We start from the raw sequence: 26607 nt of genomic DNA, 5'->3' as shown, positions 1-26607 counted from the left end.
AAAAGTCCATTTACTGTTCGACCGCCATCAGGCGCCGATATTCATCCCACGCATAAAGGTCAGTCATACCGCTGATATAATCCTGAATCAGCCGACAGCGATAATAATATTCCAACACCGGATACTCTGCCGAATCCGCGGCTAATTTACGGACCGCCTCCACGTAGGCCAGACGATGGCGCGTGGAGAGTTTCTGAAATAGCCGTGACTCTATCGGAAAACGCTTTAACCGCTCTTTTTCCACCAACTCACGAAAATCGCCAGACGACATAGCTAATAACGGCTGATAGATGTCCAGCAACCCGCTGATTACCCGGTATCCCTGTAGTTCAAGCTGTTCCACATCCGGATGACTAAACACATGCTCAATCGCCACGTTCTTGTATAATTCAAGCAAGCGACTGAATCCGCTGGCATCTTCCAGCAACGCATAATTGAAGTTACCCGCATAGATTTGCGGCAAATTATCAATAAAACGCTGTGCTGCATACGGCACCAGTTTATTTAACGTATTCACCCGTAAATACATAAAAAACTGATCTTCAGTACTGCGGCTTAATGTATTAGCACGCGATTTTTCCCACGCATTTCCCACCACCAGCTCAAACAACGAATCCTTCTCATGGTGGCCCCATGCTTTATATAAATGATGATACAACTGTTCAACGCTAAAGATTCTTTTCTCCACCGCGTCTTCAAGATCGGCGACACAATAAGAAATATCATCAGCAGCTTCCATAATCCACGTTAATGGAAATCGACTGTAAGTCGCTAACTGAAGTTCTTTACGCAACCTCGCAATATACTTCTCTTCAGAAAGATAGTAGCCCGGTTTCTTCATTAAATAACAATGGGAGTCAGGTACTGGCCCCCGCCACCATGCCGGGCGGGTATATTTTAAAATCCCGCCGACCTGTGCCCAGGTGAGATTCATTCGCATGAGCGTATGCACCAGCCGAATTCCCTGCGCATTACCTTCAAAATGACAGATATCCTGGCGTATTTTTCGGCGAATATCGTTCAGGCTCTCTTCGCCCTCTCGCAGCCGTAACGCAGAAATCACGCAGCGGTCATGCGTGAGCGGCTGACTTTCCGCATCCTCCGGGTGCAACCGCTGACGAAACCAGTCATTAATCGCCGCCTCGCCAAAATGACCAAACGGCGGATTGCCGATATCGTGCATCAGGCACGCCATTTCCACAATGCTTTCAAAAGGACCGGTCAGCGCATCCAGACCGTACTCTTCCAGCCGGTTTTGCTCTTTAAGGCGGCTTAAAATCTCTTTCGCAATATAGCGCCCCACTTGCTGAACTTCCATCGAGTGCGTCAGACGGGTACGTACCGCAGCATTGCGCTCCAGCGGGAAAACCTGCGTTTTTTGCTGTAAACGGCGAATGGCCGGAGAGTTGATAATCCGCCCACGATCGCTTTCAAAAATCCGCAGGATCTCATGCTCCGTCTTTGCACCCTGCGGTGAACGATAACGACGATGCCAGTTAATTTTATTTCGGAAATCGATCGATGCCATATCCTCTCCCCGCCTGAGAAATGCGCTTCCCCATAAGCGCATGTTAAACTATGCCCCCAAAACTGACTTATCGCGAGTAAATCTATGAAAATCGGCATCATTGGCGCAATGGAAGAAGAAGTTACGCTACTGCGTGACAAAATTGACAACCGTCAGACGCTCACGCTGGGCGGCTGCGAAATTTACACCGGACAATTAAACGGCACCGAAGTGGCGTTACTGAAATCCGGTATCGGTAAAGTCGCGACGGCGCTGGGCGCAACGTTGCTTCTGGAACACTGCAAGCCGGACGTGATCATCAATACTGGTTCCGCAGGCGGTCTGGCGTCCACGCTGAAGGTCGGCGATATCGTCGTCTCTGACGAAGCGCGTTACCATGACGCTGATGTGACCGCTTTCGGCTATGAATACGGGCAATTACCGGGCTGTCCGGCCGGATTTAAGGCCGATGATAAGCTGATCGCCGCCGCGGAATCCTGTATCAGAGATCTGAATCTGAACGCGGTACGCGGCCTTATTGTTAGCGGCGACGCGTTTATTAACGGCTCCGTCGGGCTGGCGAAAATCCGGCATAACTTCCCCGAAGCGGTCGCCGTAGAGATGGAAGCCACTGCTATCGCGCACGTCTGCCATAACTTCAAGGTGCCATTTGTGGTGGTACGCGCTATCTCTGACGTGGCCGATCAGCAGTCGCACCTCAGCTTTGACGAGTTCCTTGCGATTGCGGCGAAACAGTCGACTCTGATGGTCGAAACGCTGGTACAGAAACTGGCGCATGGCTAAGCCAATATTCAGGGCGCTGGTCGCCCTGCTGCTTACGCTCCCGGTGTGGCTTTACGCTGCGCCGCGCGTAATTACCCTCTCTCCCGCCAATACGGAACTCGCTTTTGCCGCCGGGATCACACCCGTTGGCGTCAGCAGCTACTCAGACTACCCGCCTGAAGCGCAAAAAATTGAGCAGGTCTCTACCTGGCAGGGAATGAATCTGGAGCGCATTGTAGCGCTGAAACCGGATCTGGTCGTCGCCTGGCGCGGCGGTAATGCGGAACGCCAGGTAAACCAACTGACTTCATTAGGTATTAAAGTCATGTGGGTAGACGCGGTAACTATCGAACAGATTGCCGACGCGCTCCGACAGTTGGCCGCCTGGAGTCCACAGCCAGAAAAAGCGCGCCAGGCGGCACAAACGTTACTGCAGGAGTATGCCGCGCTCAAAGCCGGATATGCCAGTAAGCCCAAAAAGCGTGTATTCCTTCAGTTTGGCATGAATCCCTTGTTTACCAGCGGTAAAGGGTCAATTCAGCACCAGATTCTGACGACCTGCGGCGGAGAAAACGTCTTTGCAGACAGCCGCGTACCGTGGCCGCAGGTAAGCCGCGAGCAGGTGCTGGCAAGGCATCCTCAGGCCATTATCGTGGCCGGAAAAGCGGGCGAAATTCTCAAAATTGAACAATACTGGGGAAACCTGCTAAAAATTCCGGTTATACCGCTCAATAGCGACTGGTTTGAACGCGCAAGCCCGCGTATTATCCTCGCCGCAAAACAACTCTGTAATGCGCTTTCACAGGTGAATTAGGGCCTGTCCAGGCTCTCAGTGGGGATTCGACAATGCTCGTCTATTGGCTGGATATTGTAGGCACGGCTGTATTTGCTATCTCTGGCGTATTGCTGGCCGGGAAATTACGTATGGACCCGTTTGGCGTACTGGTACTCGGCGTCGTTACTGCCGTCGGCGGTGGGACCATCCGCGATATGGCGCTGGATAACGGCCCGGTATTCTGGGTTAAGGATCCTACCGATCTGGTCGTCGCTATGGTCACCAGTATGCTGACTATCCTGCTGGTTCGCCAGCCAAGGCGCTTACCGAAATGGATGCTGCCAGTACTGGATGCCGTTGGGCTGGCAGTGTTTGTCGGTATCGGGGTGAATAAGGCCTTTCTCGCCGAAACGGGGCCCTTAGTGGCAGTGTGTATGGGCGTAATTACCGGTGTTGGTGGCGGGATTATTCGCGATGTACTGGCACGCGAAATTCCCATGATCCTACGCACTGAAATCTATGCCACAGCCTGTATTATTGGTGGAATCGTTCACGCCACCGCGTTTTATACCTTTTCAGTCCCACTGGAAAGCGCCAGTATGATGGGCATGGTCGTCACGTTGTTTATTCGGCTGGCAGCGATACGTTGGCATCTAAAGCTGCCGACCTTTGCCTTAGATGAGAATTGAACCGTCATTTGCAGATCGGATAAACCGAGCCCATTACCCGGTGGCGCTAACGCTTACCGGTCCTACAGTATGGTTGTCACTTGTAGGCCGGATAAGGCGTTAAGCCACCATCCGGCAATGCATCAGATGCTAAAGGAAGAGCCACACCCACAGGTGCTTTTCGCATTCGGATTGGTCACAATGAAGCGGGAACCTTCCAGACCTTCGGTATAATCGACCGATCCTCCAACCAGATACTGCAAACTCATCGGGTCAACGACCAGGCCAACGCCCTGTTTCTCGATAGTCATATCCCCTTCATTGACCTGATCGTCAAAGGTGAAACCGTACTGGAAGCCGCTGCAACCACCGCCGGTGATATACACACGCAGTTTCAGATTCGGGTTATCTTCGTCAGCGATAAGACTTTTTACTTTATTCGCTGCTGCATCGGTAAACTGCAGCGGCAGCGCTACGTCATCACTCATATTTTGCTCCAAACGACATCGGTAATTGGATAAATTTCCACCCAATATTGACGGTCATTATCTAATACCCTGGTAATTCGTTCAAGTATTCTCGCCCGCAGGCGCATTCTGGCTTTTCGCCGCCTGTTCCGCATCCTGCTTCGCCAGAGTGCGCGCCAGGATCGTTGAGTATAACGGTTTTCCCCCCAAAAACTGGGCTAATAGTGTCGCGCCAAGACAGGTGATAATCATTGGCAAAATGAGCTGGTAGTTATCGGTCATCTCCAGCACCAGCACAATCCCCGTGAGCGGCGCGCGCACCGACGCCGCCATCAACGCCCCCATCCCGGCAATCGCAAAGGTTCCAGCCTCCAGGTGATACTGCGGGAACAGTACAGCTGCCGCCATACCAAAGGCCGTACCAAGCAACGTTCCCAGAGCCAGCATCGGGGCGAAAATTCCCCCTGGCGCACCGGAAGAAAAGCAAAGCAGCGTCGTGATAACCCGGGCAATAAAAATAAACAGCAGCAGCCCAACGCTAAAATTACCCGCCGCGGCGATAGGAATAAGGTTAAATCCGCCCCCCGCCGCTTCCGGTTCAATCAACCCCAGAATACCGCACAGGCCGCCGATCGCCCCGCCCATCAGCACCCATTTTTTAATTTCGCCGCCATGAAAGCGCTGAAACATATCCTGAGTACGTAGCACGAGTGAATTAAATACCGGCCCGACACAGCCAAAAATCACCCCAAGGATAAGGTATAACCACAGCGTGTTAACCGGGGCATCAGACAGTTTACCGACCTCAATAATCGGCGCTTCGCCGTTAAATATGCGGAACACGATGCTCGACATGATCACGCCAGTAAACACCGCTTTAATGGAGATTAGGTTGTAGCGAAACTGCGGACGCATCTCCTCAATAATAAACAGAATACCAGCCAGCGGCGCGTTAAACGCCGCGGAAAGCCCCGCCGCCGCGCCGGTTGCCAGCAACGTATGCCTCGCTTCGGCGCTGCGCATACGAAATACATCCAGTACCATGCGCCCCAGGTTTCCCCCGATTTGCACCGTTGGCCCTTCGCGCCCTAATACCATTCCTGCGCCCAGTGTTCCCATACCGCCGATAAACTTCACTGGCAGCACACGCCACCAGCGCACCGGGCGCATCTCCTCCAGCGCGCCTTCAATTTCCGGGATACCCGATCCTCCGGCTTCCGGCGCAAATTTTCGCACCAAAAAGTAGCCTACCATCGCCAGTAACGCGGAAAGGATAAAGGCCAACGGCCATAGCAAAAACGCATGGTCAGCAACCTGAACCAGCGCGCCAATACGCATGTTTTGTACCCAGGAAACGGCCTTCTCAAAGGCGACGCCAACCAACCCGGTAAGCGTACCGACAACGGCCGCCATGAACAGAATGGCCAGCGGCGTTTTATCCCGCTGCACTAACCGGCGAATCTGATCCCTGCGGCGTAAACGCACATTTTGTTGTGCTAAAAAGGTGGAAGTGTCTGTTTTCATCGAAAGATCATTAATTGGTAATACAAATCTAAAGTCGGCATTCTACTCGCCAACGCCGCGAAAATCCCCTGCAAATCGTATTGTTTCAAATGCGTAAAACTTTCATAACCTTCCCGGAATAACTTAGAATAGCGGGTATTCACTTTTTCTACGAACCAGGACCCCTTCCATGAGTAAGTCTGAAAATCTCTATAGCGCGGCGCGCGAGCTTATCCCTGGCGGCGTGAACTCCCCTGTTCGCGCCTTCACTGGCGTGGGCGGCACTCCGCTGTTTATCGAAAAAGCGGACGGCGCTTATCTTTATGATGTCGATGGCAAAGCCTATATCGACTATGTCGGTTCCTGGGGGCCGATGGTGCTCGGACATAACCACCCGGCTATCCGCAGTGCGGTGATTGACGCTGCCGAACGAGGACTGAGCTTCGGCGCGCCAACCGAAATGGAAGTCAAAATGGCGGAACTGGTGACCAACCTGGTGCCGACCATGGACATGGTGCGCATGGTGAACTCCGGCACCGAAGCGACGATGAGCGCTATTCGCCTGGCGCGTGGTTTTACTGGCCGCGATAAGATTATCAAATTCGAAGGCTGCTACCACGGCCACGCAGACTGCCTGCTGGTAAAAGCCGGTTCTGGCGCGCTGACGCTCGGTCAGCCGAACTCCCCAGGCGTGCCGGCAGATTTCGCGAAACATACACTGACCTGCACTTATAACGATCTGACCTCAGTGCGTGCGGCATTTGAACAATATCCGCAGGAAATCGCCTGTATTATTGTCGAACCGGTGGCGGGCAATATGAACTGCGTCCCGCCGCTGCCGGAATTCCTGCCTGGCCTGCGCGCCTTATGCGATGAGTTCGGCGCGTTGCTGATTATCGACGAAGTGATGACCGGTTTTCGCGTAGCGCTGGCAGGCGCCCAGGATTACTACGGCGTCGTGCCGGATTTGACCTGCCTTGGCAAAATTATCGGCGGCGGAATGCCGGTAGGCGCATTCGGTGGCCGTCGCGATGTAATGGATGCGGTGGCGCCGACAGGCCCGGTTTACCAGGCGGGTACCCTTTCCGGCAACCCAATCGCGATGGCGGCAGGTTTCGCCTGCCTGAATGAGGTCGCCCAACCCGGTATTCATGAAACGCTGGATGAACTCACCACCCGTCTGGCGGAAGGGTTGCGTGAAGCGGCGCAGGACGCAAGGATCCCGCTGGTTGTCAACCATGTCGGCGGCATGTTCGGGATTTTCTTCACTGACGCGGAATCGGTCACCTGCTATCAGGACGTAATGGCGTGCGACGTTGAACGTTTTAAGCGTTTCTTCCACCTGATGCTGGAGGAAGGCGTGTATCTGGCGCCGTCAGCGTTTGAAGCCGGATTTATGTCGGTCGCGCACAGCATGGACGACATTAATAACACTATTGACGCCGCTCGTCGGGTGTTCGCGAAATTGTAAAGGATGAATTGCCGGGTGACGCTTACGCTTACCCGGCCTACGGTGTAGAATGTAGGCCGGATAAGGCATTTATGCCGCCATCCGGCAAACTCAGCGACTCTGTTTACGTAACAGATAAATAAAGTACGGCGCGCCAATAAAGCTTGAAAGCAGTCCCGCCGGGATCTGATACGGAAATAGCGCCATCCTGCCGCACCAGTCGGCAATGACCAGCAAAACGCCCCCCGCCAACGCCGAAATGGTCATATGCGGTATCGTCCGGCGAAAACCAAGCATCCGCGCAATATGCGGTGCCATCAGTCCGACGAAACTCAGCGGCCCAATGGTCATCGTTGCGGTTGCCGTTAAACAAGCCGCCAGCGCCAGCAGCGCGATACGCGACGGCGTAAGCGCCATGCCCACCGCGCGCGCGGCATCGCCGCCCAGCGGTAAAATCGTCAACCAACGGCGGCACAGCGGCACAATGGCCAGCAAAATCACCATCACGATCGCGGTTCGCGTAACCTGCCCGCCAGTGGCGTTATAGGTAGATCCTGAGATCCAGGTCAACACTTCCGCCATCCGCGGATCGCCGCTCGCCTGGAGCATCATTAGCAGCATGGTAAACGCGGTGCTGAGCGCCATCCCCGCCAGCAACATCCGTTGTGGTGAAAAACCGCCGCGCCCGGCGGCTATCATAATAATCAGCAGTGTCGCCGCCGCGCCCAGGCTTCCGGCAGGCAGTAGCCAACCGAAAGCATTCCCCGGCACCAAAAACAGCATCAACACCACGCCAAACGCGGCTCCGGAACTGATCCCCAGCACTTCCGGACTGGCCATCGGATTACCGGTCAGACGCTGAATAATACAGCCCGCCACCGCCAGCATGACGCCCGCCATTAACGCCACCAGTATCCGCGGCCAGCGCCACGGCATCAGCTCCTCAAGCAGCGTACCGCTCGCCCACGTCCAGCCGTGCGCGTCACGACCAAAAGAGAGCGCGACCAGTGTTGCCAGCAACAGGAGCGCGCCACCGGCAACGGCAAAAGCGAGGACATGCCGACGTTCCGCCGCCACGTGCTCGCTGGTGTTCATATCCGGCGCGCTCATACTTTTCAGACGCGGCAACAGCCACAGCAGCAACGGCGCGCCAATGAATGCCGTCACTGACCCGGTGGAGACTTCCATCCATACGCGGGCCAGCCAGAGGATAATCTGGTCAGACAGCCACAGAATAAGCGCGCCAATGAGTGGCGCCAGCATGAGTCTCGCCAGCAGGCGCCTTGCGCCAAGCATTTTCGCCAACAGCGGCGCAAACAGACCGATAAAACCAATAATGCCCACTGCGTTCACCAGTAGCGCACTCAATACAATCGCCAGCGACAGCACCGCCAGACGCGCTAAGGATAGCGCCAGGCCAAGATTACGCGCGACGCCATCATCCAGCCCCATCAACGTCATCGGACGTAACAGTAATAATGTGAGCATCACCCCACCCACCAGTTGCGGCCACAGTCGCTGCACGCCGCTCCAGTCGGTTTGCGTCAGTGTTCCGGTGCTCCATAAGAACATGCTTTGCAACTGATCGTGGTGGAAAATCACCAGTAACTGGTTGATAGCCCCGCAATAGAGGCTGACCACCAGCCCGGCGAGGATCAGGGTTACCGGCGACAAGCGCTTGCCCCACGCCACGCCGAACACCAGCGCGCCGACGATGCAGGCTCCCGTCAGGGCGGCAAACTGCGTCGCCAGTGCGCCGGGAATCGCCCATAGCGTGGTTACTGTAATTCCCAATTGCGCACCGGTCGCCACGCCCAGCGTGGTCGGCTCCGCCAGCGGGTTACGTAATACTTGCTGGAACAGGACGCCTACCAGTCCAAGCCCCACGCCCACCAGCAGCGAAATCGCCAGCCTTGGCAACAGACTGTAATGGAAAACCATCTGCCCGATGGCATCAACACTCGGCGACCACATCGCCTGCCGCCACTGATCACGCGGCAGAGCCACAGAGAGATTCGTCCAGGTAAGCCAGGCCGCGATGACAAACAGCCCCACCAGCAGAAAGGCCGGGAGGCGCGCTATATGTTTGCTCACGCTTTTCCTCCCAGCACGTTATTCAGGATGCGGACAAAATGCATCGTGGAGAGCGTCGCGCCATAGAACCAAACGGCGGGCACCCGGTGAAAACGCCCGGCGCGGACAAACGGCATGGCCTGCCACAGCGGCGTTGCCATCAGCGCGTTCATATCGGTGTTATTCCCGTGATCGAAGCAGATCACATCCGCTTCTTTATACATCGCCAGCCGATCGATGCTAACTGCCGTACTGCCCCAAAAGTTGGTTTCACCCTGCCAGGCATTGACGATGCCATACTCGTCGAGCACCTCCTGGAACAGGCAATTCGGGCCGAGCACCAACATATGCCGCGGATCGATAAGCGTTGTCATCAATAGCGGACGCCCCCCACGACGGATAAAATGCGGCTTCTGGCTCGCGATAACGCTATCATAGTGCGCCAAATGCTTTTCCGCTGCGGCCTCCAGATTCAGCGTCTGCGCCAGTTCAACCAGCGAGCGTCGGGCCACCGCCAGCGGTTTTTTACCGTCGCTAAAATCGAATCCGCGCCCCGGGGCGATTCGAGCCAGTTTCTCCGGCGAGGGTCCATAACCTGCCGACCACACCATAAACGACGGTTTCATTTCCGTCAGCAGTTCGAGGTTAGGTTCGGTGCGAAGGCCCACGTCGATCACCGAATCCGGCAACGGCGGTTCGCTAACCCACAGTTTATAGTTTGGTACGTCTGCCACGCCGTAAGGCGTTATGCCGAGCGCCAGCAGCAACTCAACCGGTAGCCACTCCAGTGCCACAATACGATGGGGATCGATAGCGGCAGCCTGCGCGGTATTCATTCGCCAAAGCAGCGGCGAGAGCGCCATCGCCGTTAATAAACGGCGGCGAGTAAGAGGTTGTAAATCACGCATTAATACACAAAACTCACAGGTGCGGCACCCGCCGGATGCGGAAGGATGCCCATCGGGATACCGTAAATCTGCTCCAGAACGTCACTGCGCATCAGTTCCACAGGCGTTCCCTGCGCAATCATTTCACCGCCACGCAGTGCCACCAGGTAGTCGCAATAACGCGCAGCCATATTGATATCATGTAACACAGCAATCACCGTCAGACCACGCTGTTGGCTTAAGCGATGTACCAGTGCCAGAACGTCGACCTGATGGGCAATATCCAGCGCAGATGTCGGCTCATCCAGCAGCAGACATCGGCTGTCCTGGGCGACCAACATCGCGATCCACGCTCGCTGGCGCTCGCCGCCGGAAAGGCTGTCCACCAGACGATGTGCCAGCGGTTTTAACCCGACCAGTGTAATCGCCTCTTCCACTTTTTCCCGGTCCGCAATGCCAAAACGCCCCAGTGCGCCATGCCACGGATAGCGGCCAATCGCCACCAGTTCACGCACCGTCATCCCTTCCGCCTGTGGCAGTTGTTGGGGCAGATAAGCGACCTTACGGGCAAATGCCTTGCTGCTCCAGCTCGCCAACGGCTGATTGTCGAGCACAATATCGCCCTCGGAAGGCGGCTGATGACGTCCCAGCATTTTTAACAGTGTAGATTTACCGGAGCCATTATGGCCGATAAGAGCGGTGACGCGGCCTGCGGGAAACATTAACGAGAGAGGGTGTAAAAGCGTGCGGCCCGGCACACGAAAGGCGACGCTTCGCAGCGCAAAGGTGGTATCGGAATGAATGTGGTTTTCCTGCATCGCAGCCAACTTGTAAAACGGGCACGGTAAACCGTGCCCAAAAAGAAATTAGAAACGGAAGGTTGCCGTTGCAACAACCTGACGCTCCGCGCCCCAGAAGCAGCCATAGGTCTGGAAGCAACTGGCGACATATTCACGGTCGAGCAGATTATTGACATGGAGGGCAACGTTGGAGCCGGCCATGCCTACGCGTGCAAGGTCATAACGTACCAATGCATCGACAACCGTATAACTCCCTACTTTAAAGGAGTTTGCCGGATCGCCATAGCTTGACCCCGTGAAACGCCCGCCGGTCCCCAGCGTTAAACCGGACAATGAGCCATCAAAGAATGTGTAATCGCCCCACAACGACGCCATATGCTTTGGCACCTGTGCAGGAGTATTACCTTTATAGGTCGTATCCGTCGTGTATTCGGCGTCAGTATAGGTGTAAGAACCCACGACGTTGATGCTTGCAGAAAGCGCCGCTTTCGCTTCTAATTCCACGCCGCGGGCGCGAATTTCACCGCCTTCAACCGAGAAGAAAGACCCCGCCGGATCAGCCATCAGGTTGTTGGTTTTGGTCAACTGATAGACCGCACCAGTAATGACTATCGGCCGATCATTCGGTACATATTTAACCCCCGCTTCATACTGCTTACCTTTCGAAGGTGCAAATATTTTACCATTCTCTCCCGTCTGTGAAGCTGGCTCAAACGATTCACTATAACTGAAGTAAGGCGTTATTCCATTATCAAACAGGTAGTTAACGCCACCACGCCAGGTAAACTGCTTATCATCACGTTTAGATGTGATGCCAGTAGTGCGGTTAAGAGACTCTTGATCGGCCCAGTCATAACGCCCCCCCAATGTTACCAGGACTTTATCCCACTGTGCCTGGTCCTGGACGTACAGACCCGTTTGCTTTTGCTTATTCAAAATCTGGTACGGACCGGATGTTGCCGGATCTCGCGAAGCAAAGTCGAAATCAGTGTACACCGGGTTATAGAGGTCAAGCAGAGGTACGGAATCGTCGTAGCCAAACCAGGCATTGATATCGTTACGCATACGCATAAAGTCGACGCCGGTCAGCAGCGTGTGATCCACCTCACCGGTGGCAAATTTACTTTGCAACTGAGTATCAACGGAGAAGTTTTGCAGTTTCTCGTCGTCAACAACATATTTACGCGCCAGATAATGGCCTTTGTCCGCTGGCGCTAACGCCGCGCACTGCTTGCTGTAACCGTTTGCCGAATCGGAACAAACGCCGTAACCATAGACGCTATTTTGCGAGACTTTATTCTCGGCATAACGCAAATTCTGGCGCACGGTAAAGATGTCGTTGAATTCATGATCGAAACTGTACCCTACCATCTTCTCATTTCGAGAATAGGTATTGTTTTTCGCCCCTTCGTTGAAATCTGTTGGCAGACGTTTACCGTTTGGCAGCGGCTCAACCGTTCCCTCTTTCGGCAGCCAGCCGTAGTAACCCGTCTCTGGTTCATTCTGGAAGTAAGAGAGAAACGTAAAGTTCGTCTTGTCATCCGGACGCCAGGTGAACGCTGGCGCAATCGCATAGCGCTGCTCTTCCGCGCGATCCTGCTGTGCATTAGCGGAACGCGCCAGACCGGTCAAACGATAAGAATATACGCCCTCTTCATCCAGCGCGTCGCTGAAGTCAAAACCAGTCTGGAACAGACTGTCAGTACCCATCTTGAACTGAATTTCTTTCAGCGGCTCCGTAGTCGGGCGCTTGCTAACCATATTAAGCAAACCGCCAGGGCTACTTTTCCCGTACAGAACGGAAACCGGACCACGCATCACTTCCGCGCGTTCCAGCATATAAGGGTCTATCACCGCATCATTATAGAAGTTGCCCTGCATTTTCAGGCCATTCAGATAGTTATTCTGGCTTTGGCCATCAGCGGCGAAACCGCGAATAATCAGGTAGTCGTAAGTATTGGACGCGCCACGAGTTCCCACGGCAACGCCAGGGGTATAACTCAACGCTTCTTTAACCGACTTTGGCTGATGCAACGCCATCTCTTCGGCGGTAACAACGGAAATAGACTGCGGCACCTTTTGAATCGGCGTGTCCGTTTTGGTTGCCGTGGCGGATTGTCTTGCAGCAATGGTTGCCGCCGGTCCCCAGGCACTTTCCTGCGGGGCAGGCGCTGCGGTTACGGTAATGGTTTCTTCTTTCGGTTGAACCGCCGCCTGTGCATAGACAGACATGCCGCTAACCGCTGTGGCTACTACAACTGCGATTTTACGCAGAGAGGAGTTTGGCTGAGCAGTTTTAAGACGCGCCATTGGTATATCTCTGATGAAAAGTGAATGATAACGTAAACGAGAATTATTATTATAACCGCAGCATAATAGGCGAAATATCGCCGCAATGGCAAGCGATACGCGCCCCTACGAAAACTAAGGGGTTAATAAATAACCAGATGAAAAGAAAGGGTTAATAAATTAGACTGAAATGTTATTTATAGGGGATTTGCCGGATGGCGACGTAAGCGTCTTATCCGGCCTGCGTCGCGCGTAATGGGGTCGTAACGGTGTAGGCCGGGTAAGCGTTAGCCACCCGGCACTATTATAGCGATTAATTGCCGCCAAACATCTCCTTAATCCAGCCGGCAACGCCGTCGCTTTTCTCTTCTTTTGGCGGCTGTTGCTGCGCAGGCTGCTGCTGCGGTTGAGATGACTGATCAAACGGATTACCTGATGGCTGCTGTTGCTGCATCATCTCGCCCTGCTGGCACAGCGTATTTGGATCGTCCGTCCAGACCGGCAGAGTTCGCGTTCCGCCGCTGCAGACAAAATTACCGTCGTAGTCCACGCCCATATCCACCACATCTTCCGGCGGCGTCAGCACTAAAGGCGTCGGCGTCTGATTTGCCAGATAGCGCTGGTAAATCGCCATCGCGCCGCTGGCGCCGTACAGCTTCGTCGGCTGGTTGTTATCACGGCCTACCCAGGTGATGGTCACCTGGCTGCCATCGATACCGGCAAACCAGGTATCGACATTGTTGTTTGTCGTCCCGGTTTTACCCGCCAGATGCAGACCCGGATACTTCGCACCAAGCTGACGCCCTGTCCCACGCTGGACGACCTGCTGCATCGTCCAGAGGGTCAGATAAGCCGCCTGTGCCGGTACGGCGCGTTCAGCTTGCGGATAACTTTGGTACAGCACTTTACCATCTTCCGCAATAACCGAACGCAGCGCTGATAACGGCGCGCGATTTCCGCCGCTGGCGATAGTCTGGAACGCTTGCGCCACTTCGATCGGCGTCAGGTTCAGCGCCCCTAACAGCATCGCCGGAACCGGATTGAGCTGATCTTTCGGCACGCCGAGCTTCGTCCAGGTATCGGTTACCGCCGGTAAACCTAACGCCATCCCCAGATTGACCGTCGGTACGTTCATTGAGCGAGTTAACGCATCCACCAGCATCACTTTCCCGCTTTCGCTGTAGCGACGATCGTCGTTCTGCGGCGACCAGACCTGACCATTCGGCTGGCGCAGAGAAATCGGCGCATCGGCAATCCAGGTGTTCAGACGGTATAAGTTCGGCTGACTTAACGCCGTCAGATAGGTCGCCGGTTTCGCCAGCGACCCGATGGAACGGCGCGCCTGCATGGCACGGTTATAGCCGGCATACTGCGGCTCCGCCCCGCCGACCATTGCGCGCACCTCGCCGCTAAAGCGATCCACTACTACCATCGCGGTTTCCAGATCGCTCAATTTACGCTGCTTCTTCAACGCCGGAATGCCTTCGACAACGGCTTTCTCTGCGGCATCCTGCGCCACGGAATCAAAGGTGGTGAAGATCTTCACGCCGGAAAGATCTTTAATTTTATCCCCCAGCTTCGCCTGCAGTTCCTGACGAACCATCTGCATAAACGCTGGCTGCGGTGAAATAACGCCGCCGCGCGGCTGTACGCCAAGCGGACGCGCGCTCAGCATGTCATAGAGTTCCTGATCGATGATTTTCTGCTGCTGTAACAGGCGTAACACCAGGTTACGACGCTCCAGCGCCAGTTTCGGATTGCGCCACGGGTTATAAATCGACGCTCCTTTTACCATCCCCACCAGTAACGCCTGCTGATCGAGGCTCAGTTCCTCTACCGGACGACCAAAGTAATACAGGCTCGCCAGCGGGAAACCACGAATCTCGTTATCGCCGCTCTGTCCGAGATAGACCTCGTTCATATACAGTTCAAGAATACGGTCTTTACTGTAGCGGGCATCCATAATCAGCGCCATGTAGGCTTCATTCGCCTTGCGCCAGTATGAACGCTCGCTGGAAAGGAACAGGTTTTTCACCAACTGCTGCGTCAGGGTACTGGCCCCCTGTACCGTACGCCCCGCGGTCAGGTTCGCTAACACAGCACGGCCAATCGAGTACAGGCTGATCCCGTCATGCTCATAAAAATGGCGGTCTTCGGTTGCCAGCAGGGTATCAACCAGCAGATCCGGGAAGCCGCTACGCGGTACAAACAGACGCTGCTCGCCGTTTGGCGAAGAAAGCATAGTGATGAGTCGCGGATCGAGGCGGAAGAAGCCAAACTGTCGGTTATTATCCAGATTGACGATGGTTTCCAGTCGACCGTCATCGAACGTCAGCCGTGCGCGCACCTGTCCTTCTTTGCTGTCCGGGAAGTCAAATGGTCGGCGGATCATCTCAATGCTGTTGGCCTGCACGGTAAATTCGCCGGGACGCGTCATCTTCGTTACCAGACGATACTGCGTCGCTTCCAGCAATTTCACCATCTCGTTTTTGCTGATAGGCATGTCCGGCTCAAGGTTCACCATCCGGCCATATACCGCCGCGGGAAGCTGCCAGACCTTGCCATCAATACGGCTGCGGATTTTTTGATCCAGATAAACACCGTAAATGGCGAACAACACCACAAAAACGATAAACAGTTTTAGCAATAGCCATAGCCAGCCGCGCTTGCCACGAGGCTTACGCCCTTTGCCCTTACCTTTACGCGGCATCGGTTTTTCATCCTCATAGTCGTCATCATAATCGTCGTCATACTGCCGACGACGGCTCACTTTTTGTTTCACAGGACGCGACGGTTTCCCTTTACGTCCAATCGGCTCGCGGTCATTCCCCGCCATGCTTTTTCTCCGCAACGTACAGGCGCAAAGGCCTGATTCTCTATTCTTCCGCCAGGCGACAGAAGAAGAAATCTCTCAATTTATCCTCTTGCCGGAGGGCAGCTATGCCTTATCCGGCCTAGAGGAAACGTATAACGCCTCACGAGTATTTTTTCGTGCGCCGCGTTGGGGCCGTATTCGCCGGATCGTCCGGCCAGACATGTTTGGGGTAACGGCCCTTCATCTCTTTTTGCACTTCGCGATACGCCCCCCGCCAGAAAGCGCTTAAATCGCGCGTAATTTGTAGCGGCCGCTGCGCCGGCGAAAGCAGTTCCAGCACCAGCGGCACTCGCCCCTGCGCAAGCGTCGGCGTACTCGCCTCGCCGAACATTTCCTGCATTCTGACCGCCAGCACGGGCGGGTTATCTTCATGATAACGAATCGTTATTCGGCTTCCCGTCGGCACAGTGTAATGCCCAGGCAGTTCACTATCCAGACGTTGCAGCATGGGATAGTCAAGCAGTCCCCGTAACGCCTGATTAACGTTCAGAGATTTTAGCCCTCGTAACGACTGTACGCCTGACATGTGCGGCAGCAGCCAACGTTCCAGCGTCGCCAACAGCGATGCCTCATCCACCGCGGGCCAGTCGTATTCCGGCAGCCATTTCGCCGCACAGTGCAGACGCAGACGGAACTGTTCCGCCTCCGGCGTCCAGTCGAGTACCGCCAGGCCTTTATCCCGAATGCCGTTCAGCATCGCCTGATGAAGTTCCTCTTCCGATGGCTTCGCCAGCGGCTGCACATTTACCGTCAGTTGACCGATACGCATTCTGCGCCACGCTTTCAACGTTCCCAGCGCCTCGTCCCATTCAATCGTATCGGATTGCTGTAGTAAATCAGGACACGCCTGAACCAGCGAAGCCATATCCAGCGGCTGCGCTAACAATATTCGGGCGTCCGGCGAGGCGCTACCTTGCAGCAACAGCGGCGCAATCAACCATTCATGGCGTCCCAGCGCATCATCCGCATCCAGCCTCGCCCCCATGCCATTGGCTAATTGATAGCGTCCTTCCTGACCGCGACGCCGCGCAATTCGATCGCTGAATGCTCTGGCCAGCAGCGGCGCGATAAGCGCGCTATCCGGTTCGCCACTGCGAATATTCAACCGTTTTAAAAGCTGCTGACTGCGCTGCTGCCAGCCTGGTTGCCTGCGTGAAAATGCGACGCTTAAATCCGTACCGACACCTCTCGGCGGTTCTTCAAGAAGTGCTGCGAGCATAGCGGCGGTAGCGGCGCTATCGCCCTCGTCGGCGTTGACTAACATCGCCGCCAGGCGCGGATCGTTGCCTGCTGTCGCCATTTTCCGGCCACGTGCGTTTAATTGTTCGCCGTCCAGCGCGCCTAACATCACTAATAAACGACGGGCGGCCTGAATATTTACTTCCGGCGGTGTATCCAGCCAGAACAGTGACGCCGGGTCGGAGCATCCCCACTGCAATATTTCCATCAACAAACCAGAGAGATCGCTGTGTAAGATTTCCGGTTCGCTTTGCGCCGCCGCCCGCTCTGCCTGCTCTTTTGCCAGCAGATGCAAACAGATGCCCGGCGCCAGTCGTCCTGCACGTCCCGCACGCTGCGTCATTGAGGCCAGGCTTATGCGTTGCGTAATCAGGCGCGTCAGTCCCGTTCGCGCATCGAATCGCGCCACGCGCTCCTGAGCGCTGTCGACCACCAGGCGAATACCTTCAATCGTCAAACTGGTTTCGGCAATGTTAGTTGCCAGCACGACTTTACGCATCCCCACTGGGGCGGGAAGAATCGCTTTGCGCTGCGCCTCCAGGGACAATGCGCCATACAGCGGACAAAGCAGGACATCATTTCCTACCCGCGATGCCAGATGTTCCTGAACGCGCTGAATTTCGCCTGTACCAGGTAAAAAGAGCAGTAACGAACCGCTTTCATTACGCAACAGTTCCGCCGTCGCCATCGCGACGGCGTCTTCAAAACGCAAATGCGCCGCGAGCGGCTGATAACGCCGCTCAACCGGAAACGCACGCCCCTCCGAAAGGATTACCGGCGCATCGGGCAGTCGCTGACAAAGCCTGTCGTTATCCAGCGTTGCAGACATGATTAGCAGTTTGAGATCATCACGAAGCCCTTGCTGAATGTCCAGCAGCAACGCCAATGCTAAATCCGCCTGGAGACTGCGCTCATGAAACTCATCCAGTATCACCAGTCCTACGCCGCTGAGTTCGGGATCGCGCTGAATCATTCTGGTCAACACGCCTTCGGTCACCACTTCCAGCCGGGTACGCGGCCCCACGCAGCTTTGCGCGCGCATCCGATAGCCTACCGTTTCGCCAGGTTTTTCATTCAACCCTTCTGCCAGACGCTGCGCGACATTACGCGCCGCCAGACGACGCGGTTCCAGCAGGAGAATTTTTCCAGCAACCGGGCTTTGTTGCAGGAGTTGCAACGGCAGCCAGGTAGATTTCCCCGCCCCGGTAGGCGCGGACAACAAGACCTGCGGCGCGGTTTTTAGGGCTGTCAACAATTCAGGCAATACGGCGGCAACGGGCAAGGACGTCACAAACGGCTCCACGGGGTTAACTTTCTCTGCGCTGCATTGTAGCATCGTGTTAATCCATAACCGAGTATCCCTATGTCTGAGCCCAAAAGGCTGTTCTTTGCCATTGACTTACCCTGCGAGACACGCGAACAAATTATCGCCTGGCGCGCCACCCATTTTGCGTCGGAAGCCGGACGCCCTGTCGCGGCGGCGAACCTGCACCTGACACTGGCCTTTTTAGGCGATGTCAGTGACGATAAACAGCGTGCGCTCGCCCAGTTGGCCGGACGCATTCGTCAGCCCGGCTTTACACTGCATCTGAATGACGCAGGCCAGTGGTTGCGCTCACGGGTCGTGTGGCTGGGAATGCGCCAGTCGCCGCGAGGATTGTTGCAGTTGGCCAATATGCTTCGCGCGCAGGCTGCCCGTAGCGGCTGTTACCAAAGCCCACTGCCGTTTCACCCGCATATTACGCTACTGCGCGATGCCAGCCATGCGGTGGCGATGCCGCCGCCCGGATTCTGCTGGTCGTTTCCAGTCACGTCGTTTGCGCTTTATGCTTCCTCATACGGGCAAGGCCGCACCCGCTACGCCGAACTCCAACGCTGGACACTGGGCGAATAACCATAAAGGAATTTCAATGCTGTTCTCCCCCCCTTTACAACGCGCGATACTTATTCAGCGCTATAAACGTTTCTTAGCCGATGTAATTACGCCTGACGGTATTGCGCTCACGTTACACTGCCCTAATACGGGCGCAATGACCGGTTGCGCCATGCCCGGCGATACTGTCTGGTATTCGACATCAGAAAATACTAAACGCAAATATCCGCACACCTGGGAATTGACTGAAACGCAATCCGGCGCATTTATTTGTGTGAATACGCTGTGGGCGAACCGGTTAACAAAAGAAGCGATACAAGAGAATCGCCTGCCAGAACTGGCGGGGTACAATATTCTGAAAAGTGAAGTTAAATATGGCGCCGAGCGCAGCCGTATCGATTTTATGTTACAGGCAGATTTCCGCCCGGACTGCTATATTGAAGTGAAATCGGTCACGTTAGCGGAAAACGAGAACGGCTATTTTCCCGATGCCATCACCGAACGAGGGCAAAAGCATCTTCGGGAATTGATGAGCGTCGCGGCGGCAGGCCATCGCGCCGTGATGTTATTTGCGGTGCTGCACTCCGCCATTACCCGTTTTTCACCCGCACGTCATATCGATATAAAATACGCGCAGCTATTGAGCGAGGCTGAAAGTAAAGGGGTGGAAGTTTTAGCTTATAAAGCAAAACTTTCAGCCACAAAAATGGAGCTTAACGAATCTGTACCCATAACGTTGTAATGGAATAACAGCCTGATTAATAAGTATTCTGGCCGCGTGCGTAAATACGCTTTTCCTCACAGGGTTGTCAAGTGTTACGTTTAGATAATTGCTATCCGGAAAAGCATCTGCTATTTATAGCGACCTGATTTTCCCCCGAACATGGGGATCGATAGTGCGTGTTAAGGAGAAGCAACATGCAAGAAGGGCAAAACCGTAAAACATCGTCCCTGAGTATTCTCGCCATCGCTGGGGTGGAGCCGTACCAGGAGAAACCGGGCGAAGAGTATATGAACGAAGCCCAGCTATCGCACTTCAAGCGTATTCTTGAAGCATGGCGTAATCAACTCCGGGATGAAGTCGATCGCACTGTGACGCACATGCAGGACGAAGCCGCCAACTTCCCCGATCCGGTTGACCGTGCCGCGCAGGAAGAGGAGTTTAGCCTGGAGTTACGTAACCGTGACCGTGAGCGCAAACTGATCAAGAAGATCGAGAAAACGCTGAAGAAAGTGGAAGATGAAGACTTCGGTTACTGCGAGTCCTGCGGAGTAGAAATTGGTATCCGCCGCCTGGAAGCGCGTCCGACAGCCGATCTGTGCATCGACTGCAAAACGCTGGCTGAAATTCGCGAAAAACAGATGGCGGGTTAATCCCGTTCGTTTCTACCCTATTTACGACAGGCGGGAGTTTTCCCGCCTTATTCTTTATTACCCACAGCATGACTGACTCACATTATATTGGTCGCTTCGCGCCGTCGCCTTCCGGCGAACTGCATTTCGGTTCGTTGATAGCCGCCCTCGGAAGCTATCTGCAAGCCCGCGCGCAAGGCGGAGTCTGGCGCGTCCGCATAGAAGATATCGATCCCCCTCGTGAAGTTCCCGGTGCCGCAGCAACCATTCTGCGCCAGCTGGAACATTACGGCCTGCACTGGGATGGCGAGGTCTTATGGCAATCACAGCGTCACGAGGCCTATCGCGAGGCGCTGGCCTGGCTTTACGCGCAGGGACTGAGCTACTACTGCACCTGTCCCCGATCGCGTATTCAACGTCTGGGCGGTATTTACGACGGCCATTGTCGGACATTACGCCACGGGCCGGAGAATGCCGCCGTCAGAATTAAACAGCAGCACCCGGTGATGCGCTTTCATGATGAATTGCGCGGCGACATCCAGGCCGATCCACAGCTGGCCTGTGAAGATTTTATTATCCACCGTCGCGACGGGCTTTTTGCCTATAATCTGGCCGTTGTAGTCGACGACCATTTTCAGGGGGTGACGGAAATCGTTCGCGGCGCGGATTTAATCGAACCGACAGTACGACAACTCTCACTGTATAAACAGTTTGGCTGGCGGGCGCCAGGTTACGTTCACCTCCCGCTGGCACTTAACGCACAAGGCGCAAAGCTTTCCAAGCAAAATCATGCCCCTGCGCTTCCGGCAGGGGACCCGCGCCCGGTACTTGTCCAGGCATTACGCTTTTTAGGCCAGCAGGTCGTCGTACCATGGCAAGAAATATCTACCGGGGCACTGCTGCGCGATGCAGTGACTCACTGGAGGCTTGCAGCCGTGCCCGCATCGGCTAATGTAAATCCGGCATTCTCAAATGCGTCTCGCTGAGCTATGATTAGCCGCTATTTTTACTCATCGTCTTTCGCATTGCTGCGGCGTTAATGATGCTTACAGCCCAGGTCGCGTTGTTCTCTTACGCCCGTCTGCCGTAATGCGAAAGACATAGAGTAAGTTGATCTTATTAATGTATGACACTACCGAGGTGCACTATTTTTACCCGAGTCGCTAATTTTTGCCGTAAGGTGTTAAGCCGCGAGGAGAGCGAGGCAGAACAAGCCGTCGCCCGTCCACATATGACGATCATCCCGCGTGAACAGCACGCTATTTCCCGCAAAGATATCAGTGAAAATGCCCTGAAGGTAATGTACAGGCTTAATAAAGCGGGATACGAAGCCTGGCTGGTCGGCGGCGGCGTCCGCGACCTTCTACTCGGCAAAAAGCCGAAGGATTTCGACGTGACTACCAACGCTACGCCGGATCAGGTACGGAAATTGTTCCGAAATTGCCGTCTGGTAGGTCGCCGTTTTCGTCTTGCTCACGTTATGTTTGGCCCGGAAATTATCGAAGTGGCCACGTTTCGTGGTCATCATGAAGGCAGCGAAAGCGACCGTACCACCTCCCAGCGTGGACAAAACGGTATGCTACTGCGCGATAATATCTTCGGTTCTATCGAAGAAGATGCACAGCGCCGCGACTTCACCATTAACAGCCTTTATTACAGCGTGGCGGATTTTACCGTACGCGATTACGTCGGCGGGATGCAGGATCTGAAAGAGGGCGTAATTCGTCTGATCGGCAATCCGGAAACACGTTATCGCGAAGATCCGGTTAGAATGCTGCGCGCCGTGCGTTTCGCCGCCAAGCTTAATATGCGCATCAGCCCTGAAACGGCAGAGCCGATCCCGCGTCTGGCGACACTGCTGAACGATATCCCTCCGGCACGCCTGTTTGAAGAGTCGCTCAAACTCCTCCAGGCTGGCTATGGCTACGAAACCTATAAAAAGCTGCGTGAATACAACCTGTTCCAGCCGCTGTTTCCGACCATTACGCGTTACTTCACCGAAAATGGCGATAGCGCGATGGAACGCATTATTGCGCAGGTATTGAAAAACACCGATACCCGTATTCACAACGAGATGCGCGTTAACCCGGCATTCCTGTTTGCCGCTATGTTCTGGTATCCGCTGCTGGAAATGGCGCAGAAAATCGCTCAGGAAAGCGGCCTTGCCTATTACGATGCTTTCGCTCTGGCGATGAATGAAGTATTAGACGAAGCTTGCCGTTCGCTGGCGATACCCAAACGGCTGACTACACTGACCCGTGATATCTGGCAGCTACAGCTACGAATGTCCCGTCGCCAGGGCAAACGCGCCTGGAAGCTGATGGAACATCCTAAGTTTCGCGCCGCGTTTGATTTGCTGGAGTTGCGCGCCCAGGTGGAAAACAATGCTGAACTGCAACGCCTGGCGAAATGGTGGAGCGAATTTCAGGTTTCCGCGCCGCCAGAACAAAAAGGAATGCTCAACGAGCTGGACGACGACCCTGCTCCACGCCGTCGTCGTCCGCGTCCACGCCGGAGAGCACCGCGTCGTGAGGGCGCTGCATGACGGTCGCGTATATGGCGCTCGGCAGCAATCTGGCCTCTCCGCTTGAGCAGGTCAATGCTGCCCTGAAGGCTATCGACGATATCCCCGATAGCCATATCGTCGCGGTTTCTTCGTTTTACCGTACCCCGCCGTTAGGCCCACAGGATCAGCCTGACTATCTGAACGTCGCCGTGGCGCTGGAAACCGCGCTTGCGCCAGAAATCCTTCTCAACCATACGCAACACATTGAACTGCAACAGGGTCGTGTTCGAAAAGCCGAACGTTGGGGGCCGCGCACGCTGGATATCGATATCATGCTGTTTGGCGATTGGTTGATTCAGACTGAACGGCTGACCGTCCCACACTACGATATGAAAAACCGTGGTTTTATGCTGTGGCCGCTGTTTGAGATCGCCCCGGATCTTATTTTTCCTGATGATCACCAACCGTTGACGGAACGCCTGCAACAGGTTTCACCTCGCCCTCTACTCTGGTAGTGATTTCTTATAACATGCTGACAGAATCACCGGGGCGGGCATAATCGACGCTCCGCCGCACAGTCGTGCCGTATGACCCATCCTTAACAAGACGCACCGCGGATTGATAAAGTGCTCAACTACTAATATTAAATAAAATCAATATGTTTTAAATGAAATTATAAAAGATGCTCCATTTTTATGAGCTGATTTTTTTTACAATTAATATGTAGGAAATCTAATGGCTATTATTTCATATAAAAAACAGATTAAACATTGAAAACCATTATCCCTCCATGCCAGCCATCATTTTAAAAGGATAAAAACGAATGATTTACCCGAGCAAAAAATACATTTATTACATTTATTTTATTAAATAATCATGAAGTTACAACCTATACCCTACGAAAATAAATCACTATTCCAAATAATATTTCGATGATTAATTTTATTGACCAATAGCGATTTCAAATAGCATATTTATTTTCTATTTAAAAATCATAAACCATAAACCCAATGTATTTTACAAAGACAACGGCTATCAGGTTTAATACATCAGCACAATATAAAATAGATATATTGAGTATTTTTGTTATTGATCACATTAACCTCATTAAAGGATTATGTCGTGAAAAAGAAAATCATCGCCCTGTCAGCCGCTTTTTCAGCCGCGCTGATCTCCTCCTCCGCATTCGCTCTTGACGGTGGGCAGATAAACTTTGCAGGTCTGGTAAGCGATAACACCTGTATCCCACACGTTAATGGCGGCAGCCAGGATGGTCAGGTACAGCTCAATACCGCTAACACAACGGCGGTGAATACCGACCCAGGCGTCCAGACCAGCGCGGTTGGCGTACAGCCAGAACCGTTCTACATTACCGTCGACTGCGGTGCTTCTAACACCAACACCAAAGCAAACCTGAGCATGTCCTCCACCTTCTTTAGTAACAGCAATGGTACGCTGAACAACGATGACTCTATCTCCGAACCTGCGACCGGCGTTAACCTGGCGATTCATGAAGTAGATAGCTCAGGATCAGCGCAGGCGTATTCTCAGGTGAAGATTAACGATGCCAGCAACGTCCATAGCCAGGCGTTTGACAGCAACGGTGTGGCGAAATTCAACTTCGTCGTCTCTTATGTTAAGCAGTCCAGTGCTGTACCCGTCACCGCTGGTTATGTGAAATCGAATACAGCCTATACGCTTACCTATAATTAATGCTTGATACCCAGGAGTTACCGGGTTCAGTCTGGTAACTCCTTTTAAAACCCAGCAGAGGTTGCTTAGCTACACATTAACATTTACTTAAAAATGATTTCAGCATATTTAATAGCATATAAAAAACGCACAATAAAGCATAAAAAAATAAATATAAAATATATTGTTAACAGATAAATATAGATCAGTTATAAAATAAAAGAATAGGAAGATTTCTTTTGACCTTAGCGATACACAATATGTATAGAAAAAAGACAACCAAAAAAGTGACATCCACTTCCAGGTAAGTGTTTCGCTAATAACCCAACGCAGCATTGATTTCATGAATTAAATAAAAGCAAATATCCATATACGGTATTTTTATAGTTTTCGGCTACGTCCTATAATAGCGATCGTCTGAAATGACGATTATTTTCTAACAAGGATATTTCAACATGAAATTAAAGTTAATTGCTTTAGCAATGGTTGTGTCTGCGGCTTCCACATCTGCCTTTGCACTCGATGGCGGTCAGGTAGATTTTGCCGGTCTGGTCAGTGATAACACCTGTACACCACATGTTAATGGTGGCAGCCAGGATGGTCAGGTACAACTCAACACCGCCAGCAAAGCGGCAGTTGACGCTGATCCAGGCGTTCAGACCAGTGCTGTCGGTGTAATGCCGGAATCTTTCTACATCTCCGTAGACTGCGGTACGAGTAGTGCAAACGCTAAAGCGCAATTGAGCATGTCTTCTACGTTCTTCAGTAATAGCAGCGGCACCCTGAATAACGATGACTCCATCACTGATCCTGCTGCTGGTGTTAACCTGGCTATCCACCAGGTGGATGACTCCGGATCTGCACTGGCTTATACCCAGGTCAAAGTGAATGACCCCAGCGATATCCATGAATCCACCTTCGTTGACGGCGTAGCAAAATTTGATTTCGTCGTTTCTTACGTTAAACAGTCCAGCGCAGTACCGGTCACCGCGGGTTACGTGAAATCAAATACCGCATACACCCTGACCTATAACTAATCATCAGGGTTTTACGAGGGAGGAATATTACGTTATTCAGTATGTATTCCTCCTGAATATCTACCATGGAGGAATAACAATGACCAGGATGTTTCGTTCTCTTTTTTTAACCCTGTCAGTAATAGTCACACTGTCGGTTATTCAACCGGCAATGGCGGATATTGTCCTTTCCGGTACGCGTATTGTGTATAAAGAGGCGCAAAAAGACACCTCTATTCGTCTGGAAAATAAAGGCTCGCGCCCTGCACTGGTACAAAACTGGTTAGATGACGGCGATCCAAACGCCGATCCCAGCACGATTAATGTGCCTTTTAACGCTACGCCACCGGTTTCCCGCATCGAAGCGGGTCGGGGGCAAACGGTAAAATTAACCTATACCGGCGCTCGTGTATTACCTAAAGACCGTGAAAGCATTTACTGGTTTAACGTGCTTGAAGTACCGCCAAAAATGAAAGATGCCGACGTTAAAGAAAAAAACATCCTACAGTTGGCTTTTCGCACGCGTATAAAAATGTTCTACCGCCCGGAAGGGCTTGACGGTACCGCATCAGAAGCCCCCAAAAAACTCAAATGGAGCATGCAGCAGAAATCGGGGAAGGCCGTAGTTCATGTTATTAACCCTACCGGTTATTTCGTCTCATTTAATAAAGTTGAGGTGACGGTTGGCGGGCGAAAACATGACGTAAACTCCTCAATGGTCGCACCAAAAGGCGAAACTGACTTCATTATTTCCGGCTTAACCAGCGCGCCAGCAAAAGCCAGCATTCATTACATTGCGATTAATGACTTTGGCGGCGCTATTAACGGCAAGGTGGATATTTAACGCTTAC

Annotated in this window: 23 protein-coding genes; 13 read left to right on the top strand and 10 right to left on the bottom strand. The window is 53.4% G+C overall.

Annotated elements, in window-relative coordinates:
- Window positions 1-10 precede the first annotated feature (10 nt).
- Window positions 11-1528 carry a dGTPase gene (gene dgt, locus SBG_RS00985; protein WP_000146441.1) on the bottom strand — a complete coding sequence of 506 codons (1518 nt, stop codon included), beginning with the start codon at window positions 1526-1528 and terminating at the stop codon, window positions 11-13.
- Between the two features lie 84 nt (window positions 1529-1612).
- Between dgt and mtnN the strand changes: the two genes are divergently transcribed.
- From mtnN to SBG_RS00970, 3 genes are read left to right on the top strand one after another with little or no spacing between them, the layout of a single operon-like run.
- Entirely contained in the window at window positions 1613-2311 is a 699-nt protein-coding gene (gene mtnN / locus SBG_RS00980) for a 5'-methylthioadenosine/S-adenosylhomocysteine nucleosidase (protein WP_000689830.1), read from the top strand.
- On the top strand, window positions 2304-3104 hold the full coding sequence (btuF, locus tag SBG_RS00975; protein WP_001118200.1) for a vitamin B12 ABC transporter substrate-binding protein BtuF: 801 nt from the start codon (window positions 2304-2306) through the stop codon (window positions 3102-3104). The genes mtnN and btuF overlap by 8 nt, the downstream gene beginning before the upstream one ends.
- Before the next feature lie 32 nt (window positions 3105-3136).
- The gene (locus SBG_RS00970) at window positions 3137-3754 is read left to right on the top strand and encodes a TRIC cation channel family protein (RefSeq protein ID WP_000964232.1); all 618 of its coding nucleotides are present in this window, start codon (window positions 3137-3139) and stop codon (window positions 3752-3754) included.
- Between the two features lie 122 nt (window positions 3755-3876).
- Here the strand turns inward: SBG_RS00970 and erpA are convergent, their stop codons facing one another.
- From erpA to clcA, 3 genes are read right to left on the bottom strand one after another with little or no spacing between them, the layout of a single operon-like run.
- The gene (gene erpA / locus SBG_RS00965) at window positions 3877-4221 is read right to left on the bottom strand and encodes an iron-sulfur cluster insertion protein ErpA (protein ID WP_001278668.1); all 345 of its coding nucleotides are present in this window, start codon (window positions 4219-4221) and stop codon (window positions 3877-3879) included.
- Entirely contained in the window at window positions 4214-4279 is a 66-nt protein-coding gene (gene yadW, locus SBG_RS23425; RefSeq protein ID WP_350308605.1) for a small protein YadW, read from the bottom strand. Before yadW ends, erpA begins: the two co-directional genes overlap by 8 nt.
- Before the next feature lie 23 nt (window positions 4280-4302).
- The gene (gene clcA, locus SBG_RS00960; protein ID WP_000845441.1) at window positions 4303-5724 is read right to left on the bottom strand and encodes a H(+)/Cl(-) exchange transporter ClcA; all 1422 of its coding nucleotides are present in this window, start codon (window positions 5722-5724) and stop codon (window positions 4303-4305) included.
- A gap of 169 nt (window positions 5725-5893) precedes the next feature.
- Between clcA and hemL the strand changes: the two genes are divergently transcribed.
- Complete coding sequence (hemL, locus tag SBG_RS00955) at window positions 5894-7174, top strand: glutamate-1-semialdehyde 2,1-aminomutase (protein WP_000045319.1); 1281 nt, start codon at window positions 5894-5896, stop codon at window positions 7172-7174.
- A gap of 90 nt (window positions 7175-7264) precedes the next feature.
- On the opposite strand, the gene fhuB is transcribed toward hemL, so the two are convergent.
- The 6 genes from fhuB to hrpB all read right to left on the bottom strand — a co-directional run bounded on the left by fhuB (window position 7265) and on the right by hrpB (window position 18607).
- Window positions 7265-9247, bottom strand: coding sequence for a Fe(3+)-hydroxamate ABC transporter permease FhuB (gene fhuB / locus SBG_RS00950; RefSeq protein WP_000033733.1), 1983 nt, complete (start codon window positions 9245-9247; stop codon window positions 7265-7267).
- Window positions 9244-10134 carry a Fe(3+)-hydroxamate ABC transporter substrate-binding protein FhuD gene (gene fhuD / locus SBG_RS00945; RefSeq protein ID WP_001205312.1) on the bottom strand — a complete coding sequence of 297 codons (891 nt, stop codon included), beginning with the start codon at window positions 10132-10134 and terminating at the stop codon, window positions 9244-9246. The genes fhuB and fhuD overlap by 4 nt, the downstream gene beginning before the upstream one ends.
- Entirely contained in the window at window positions 10134-10931 is a 798-nt protein-coding gene (fhuC, locus tag SBG_RS00940; protein ID WP_001157195.1) for a Fe3+-hydroxamate ABC transporter ATP-binding protein FhuC, read from the bottom strand. Before fhuC ends, fhuD begins: the two co-directional genes overlap by 1 nt.
- Window positions 10932-10979: 48 nt before the next feature.
- Window positions 10980-13223 (bottom strand): ferrichrome porin FhuA, encoded by a 2244-nt coding sequence (gene fhuA, locus SBG_RS00935; RefSeq protein WP_000113224.1) that lies wholly within the window; start codon window positions 13221-13223, stop codon window positions 10980-10982.
- A gap of 292 nt (window positions 13224-13515) precedes the next feature.
- Window positions 13516-16038 carry a bifunctional glycosyl transferase/transpeptidase gene (gene mrcB / locus SBG_RS00930; RefSeq protein WP_000918136.1) on the bottom strand — a complete coding sequence of 841 codons (2523 nt, stop codon included), beginning with the start codon at window positions 16036-16038 and terminating at the stop codon, window positions 13516-13518.
- Between the two features lie 139 nt (window positions 16039-16177).
- The gene (gene hrpB / locus SBG_RS00925) at window positions 16178-18607 is read right to left on the bottom strand and encodes an ATP-dependent helicase HrpB (RefSeq protein ID WP_024134941.1); all 2430 of its coding nucleotides are present in this window, start codon (window positions 18605-18607) and stop codon (window positions 16178-16180) included.
- Between the two features lie 72 nt (window positions 18608-18679).
- On the opposite strand from hrpB, the gene thpR reads away from it, so the two are divergent.
- From thpR to SBG_RS00880, 9 genes are all read left to right on the top strand, one after another.
- Window positions 18680-19210, top strand: a complete 531-nt coding sequence (gene thpR, locus SBG_RS00920; protein ID WP_001294172.1) for an RNA 2',3'-cyclic phosphodiesterase — start codon at window positions 18680-18682, stop codon at window positions 19208-19210.
- Between the two features lie 16 nt (window positions 19211-19226).
- On the top strand, window positions 19227-19931 hold the full coding sequence (gene sfsA, locus SBG_RS00915; RefSeq protein ID WP_000899403.1) for a DNA/RNA nuclease SfsA: 705 nt from the start codon (window positions 19227-19229) through the stop codon (window positions 19929-19931).
- 176 nt (window positions 19932-20107) lie between these two features.
- Entirely contained in the window at window positions 20108-20563 is a 456-nt protein-coding gene (dksA, locus tag SBG_RS00910; protein WP_001155232.1) for an RNA polymerase-binding protein DksA, read from the top strand.
- A 68-nt stretch (window positions 20564-20631) separates the two neighbouring features.
- Window positions 20632-21528, top strand: a complete 897-nt coding sequence (gene gluQRS, locus SBG_RS00905; RefSeq protein WP_000132294.1) for a tRNA glutamyl-Q(34) synthetase GluQRS — start codon at window positions 20632-20634, stop codon at window positions 21526-21528.
- A 161-nt stretch (window positions 21529-21689) separates the two neighbouring features.
- Complete coding sequence (gene pcnB / locus SBG_RS00900; protein WP_205912097.1) at window positions 21690-23087, top strand: polynucleotide adenylyltransferase PcnB; 1398 nt, start codon at window positions 21690-21692, stop codon at window positions 23085-23087.
- Entirely contained in the window at window positions 23084-23563 is a 480-nt protein-coding gene (folK, locus tag SBG_RS00895; RefSeq protein WP_000215164.1) for a 2-amino-4-hydroxy-6-hydroxymethyldihydropteridine diphosphokinase, read from the top strand. The genes pcnB and folK overlap by 4 nt, the downstream gene beginning before the upstream one ends.
- 607 nt (window positions 23564-24170) lie before the next feature.
- Window positions 24171-24761: a fimbrial protein gene (locus SBG_RS00890; RefSeq protein ID WP_000726821.1), complete on the top strand. Its 591-nt coding sequence runs from the start codon at window positions 24171-24173 to the stop codon at window positions 24759-24761.
- Window positions 24762-25195: 434 nt separating this feature from the next.
- Window positions 25196-25777, top strand: a complete 582-nt coding sequence (locus SBG_RS00885) for a fimbrial protein (RefSeq protein WP_000768929.1) — start codon at window positions 25196-25198, stop codon at window positions 25775-25777.
- 79 nt (window positions 25778-25856) lie between these two features.
- Entirely contained in the window at window positions 25857-26600 is a 744-nt protein-coding gene (locus tag SBG_RS00880; protein ID WP_000197655.1) for a fimbrial chaperone, read from the top strand.
- Window positions 26601-26607: the final 7 nt, after the last annotated feature.

The sequence above is a fragment of the Salmonella bongori NCTC 12419 genome, from assembly GCF_000252995.1.
Lineage (GTDB): Bacteria > Pseudomonadota > Gammaproteobacteria > Enterobacterales > Enterobacteriaceae > Salmonella > Salmonella bongori.
Note: the sequence above shows the minus strand (reverse complement) of the source record. Positions and strands in the feature narration are given on the sequence as shown.

Excerpts from the sequence above, each read along its gene's own strand:
- dgt (WP_000146441.1), bottom strand. The coding sequence starts at position 1,528 with ATGGCATCGATCGATTTCCGAAATAAAATTAACTGGCATCGTCGTTAT.
- mtnN (WP_000689830.1), top strand. The coding sequence starts at position 1,613 with ATGAAAATCGGCATCATTGGCGCAATGGAAGAAGAAGTTACGCTACTG.
- btuF (WP_001118200.1), top strand. The coding sequence starts at position 2,304 with ATGGCTAAGCCAATATTCAGGGCGCTGGTCGCCCTGCTGCTTACGCTC.
- SBG_RS00970 (WP_000964232.1), top strand. The coding sequence starts at position 3,137 with ATGCTCGTCTATTGGCTGGATATTGTAGGCACGGCTGTATTTGCTATC.
- erpA (WP_001278668.1), bottom strand. The coding sequence starts at position 4,221 with ATGAGTGATGACGTAGCGCTGCCGCTGCAGTTTACCGATGCAGCAGCG.
- clcA (WP_000845441.1), bottom strand. The coding sequence starts at position 5,724 with ATGAAAACAGACACTTCCACCTTTTTAGCACAACAAAATGTGCGTTTA.
- hemL (WP_000045319.1), top strand. The coding sequence starts at position 5,894 with ATGAGTAAGTCTGAAAATCTCTATAGCGCGGCGCGCGAGCTTATCCCT.
- fhuD (WP_001205312.1), bottom strand. The coding sequence starts at position 10,134 with ATGCGTGATTTACAACCTCTTACTCGCCGCCGTTTATTAACGGCGATG.
- fhuC (WP_001157195.1), bottom strand. The coding sequence starts at position 10,931 with ATGCAGGAAAACCACATTCATTCCGATACCACCTTTGCGCTGCGAAGC.
- fhuA (WP_000113224.1), bottom strand. The coding sequence starts at position 13,223 with ATGGCGCGTCTTAAAACTGCTCAGCCAAACTCCTCTCTGCGTAAAATC.
- mrcB (WP_000918136.1), bottom strand. The coding sequence starts at position 16,038 with ATGGCGGGGAATGACCGCGAGCCGATTGGACGTAAAGGGAAACCGTCG.
- thpR (WP_001294172.1), top strand. The coding sequence starts at position 18,680 with ATGTCTGAGCCCAAAAGGCTGTTCTTTGCCATTGACTTACCCTGCGAG.
- sfsA (WP_000899403.1), top strand. The coding sequence starts at position 19,227 with ATGCTGTTCTCCCCCCCTTTACAACGCGCGATACTTATTCAGCGCTAT.
- dksA (WP_001155232.1), top strand. The coding sequence starts at position 20,108 with ATGCAAGAAGGGCAAAACCGTAAAACATCGTCCCTGAGTATTCTCGCC.
- gluQRS (WP_000132294.1), top strand. The coding sequence starts at position 20,632 with ATGACTGACTCACATTATATTGGTCGCTTCGCGCCGTCGCCTTCCGGC.
- folK (WP_000215164.1), top strand. The coding sequence starts at position 23,084 with ATGACGGTCGCGTATATGGCGCTCGGCAGCAATCTGGCCTCTCCGCTT.
- SBG_RS00885 (WP_000768929.1), top strand. The coding sequence starts at position 25,196 with ATGAAATTAAAGTTAATTGCTTTAGCAATGGTTGTGTCTGCGGCTTCC.
- SBG_RS00880 (WP_000197655.1), top strand. The coding sequence starts at position 25,857 with ATGACCAGGATGTTTCGTTCTCTTTTTTTAACCCTGTCAGTAATAGTC.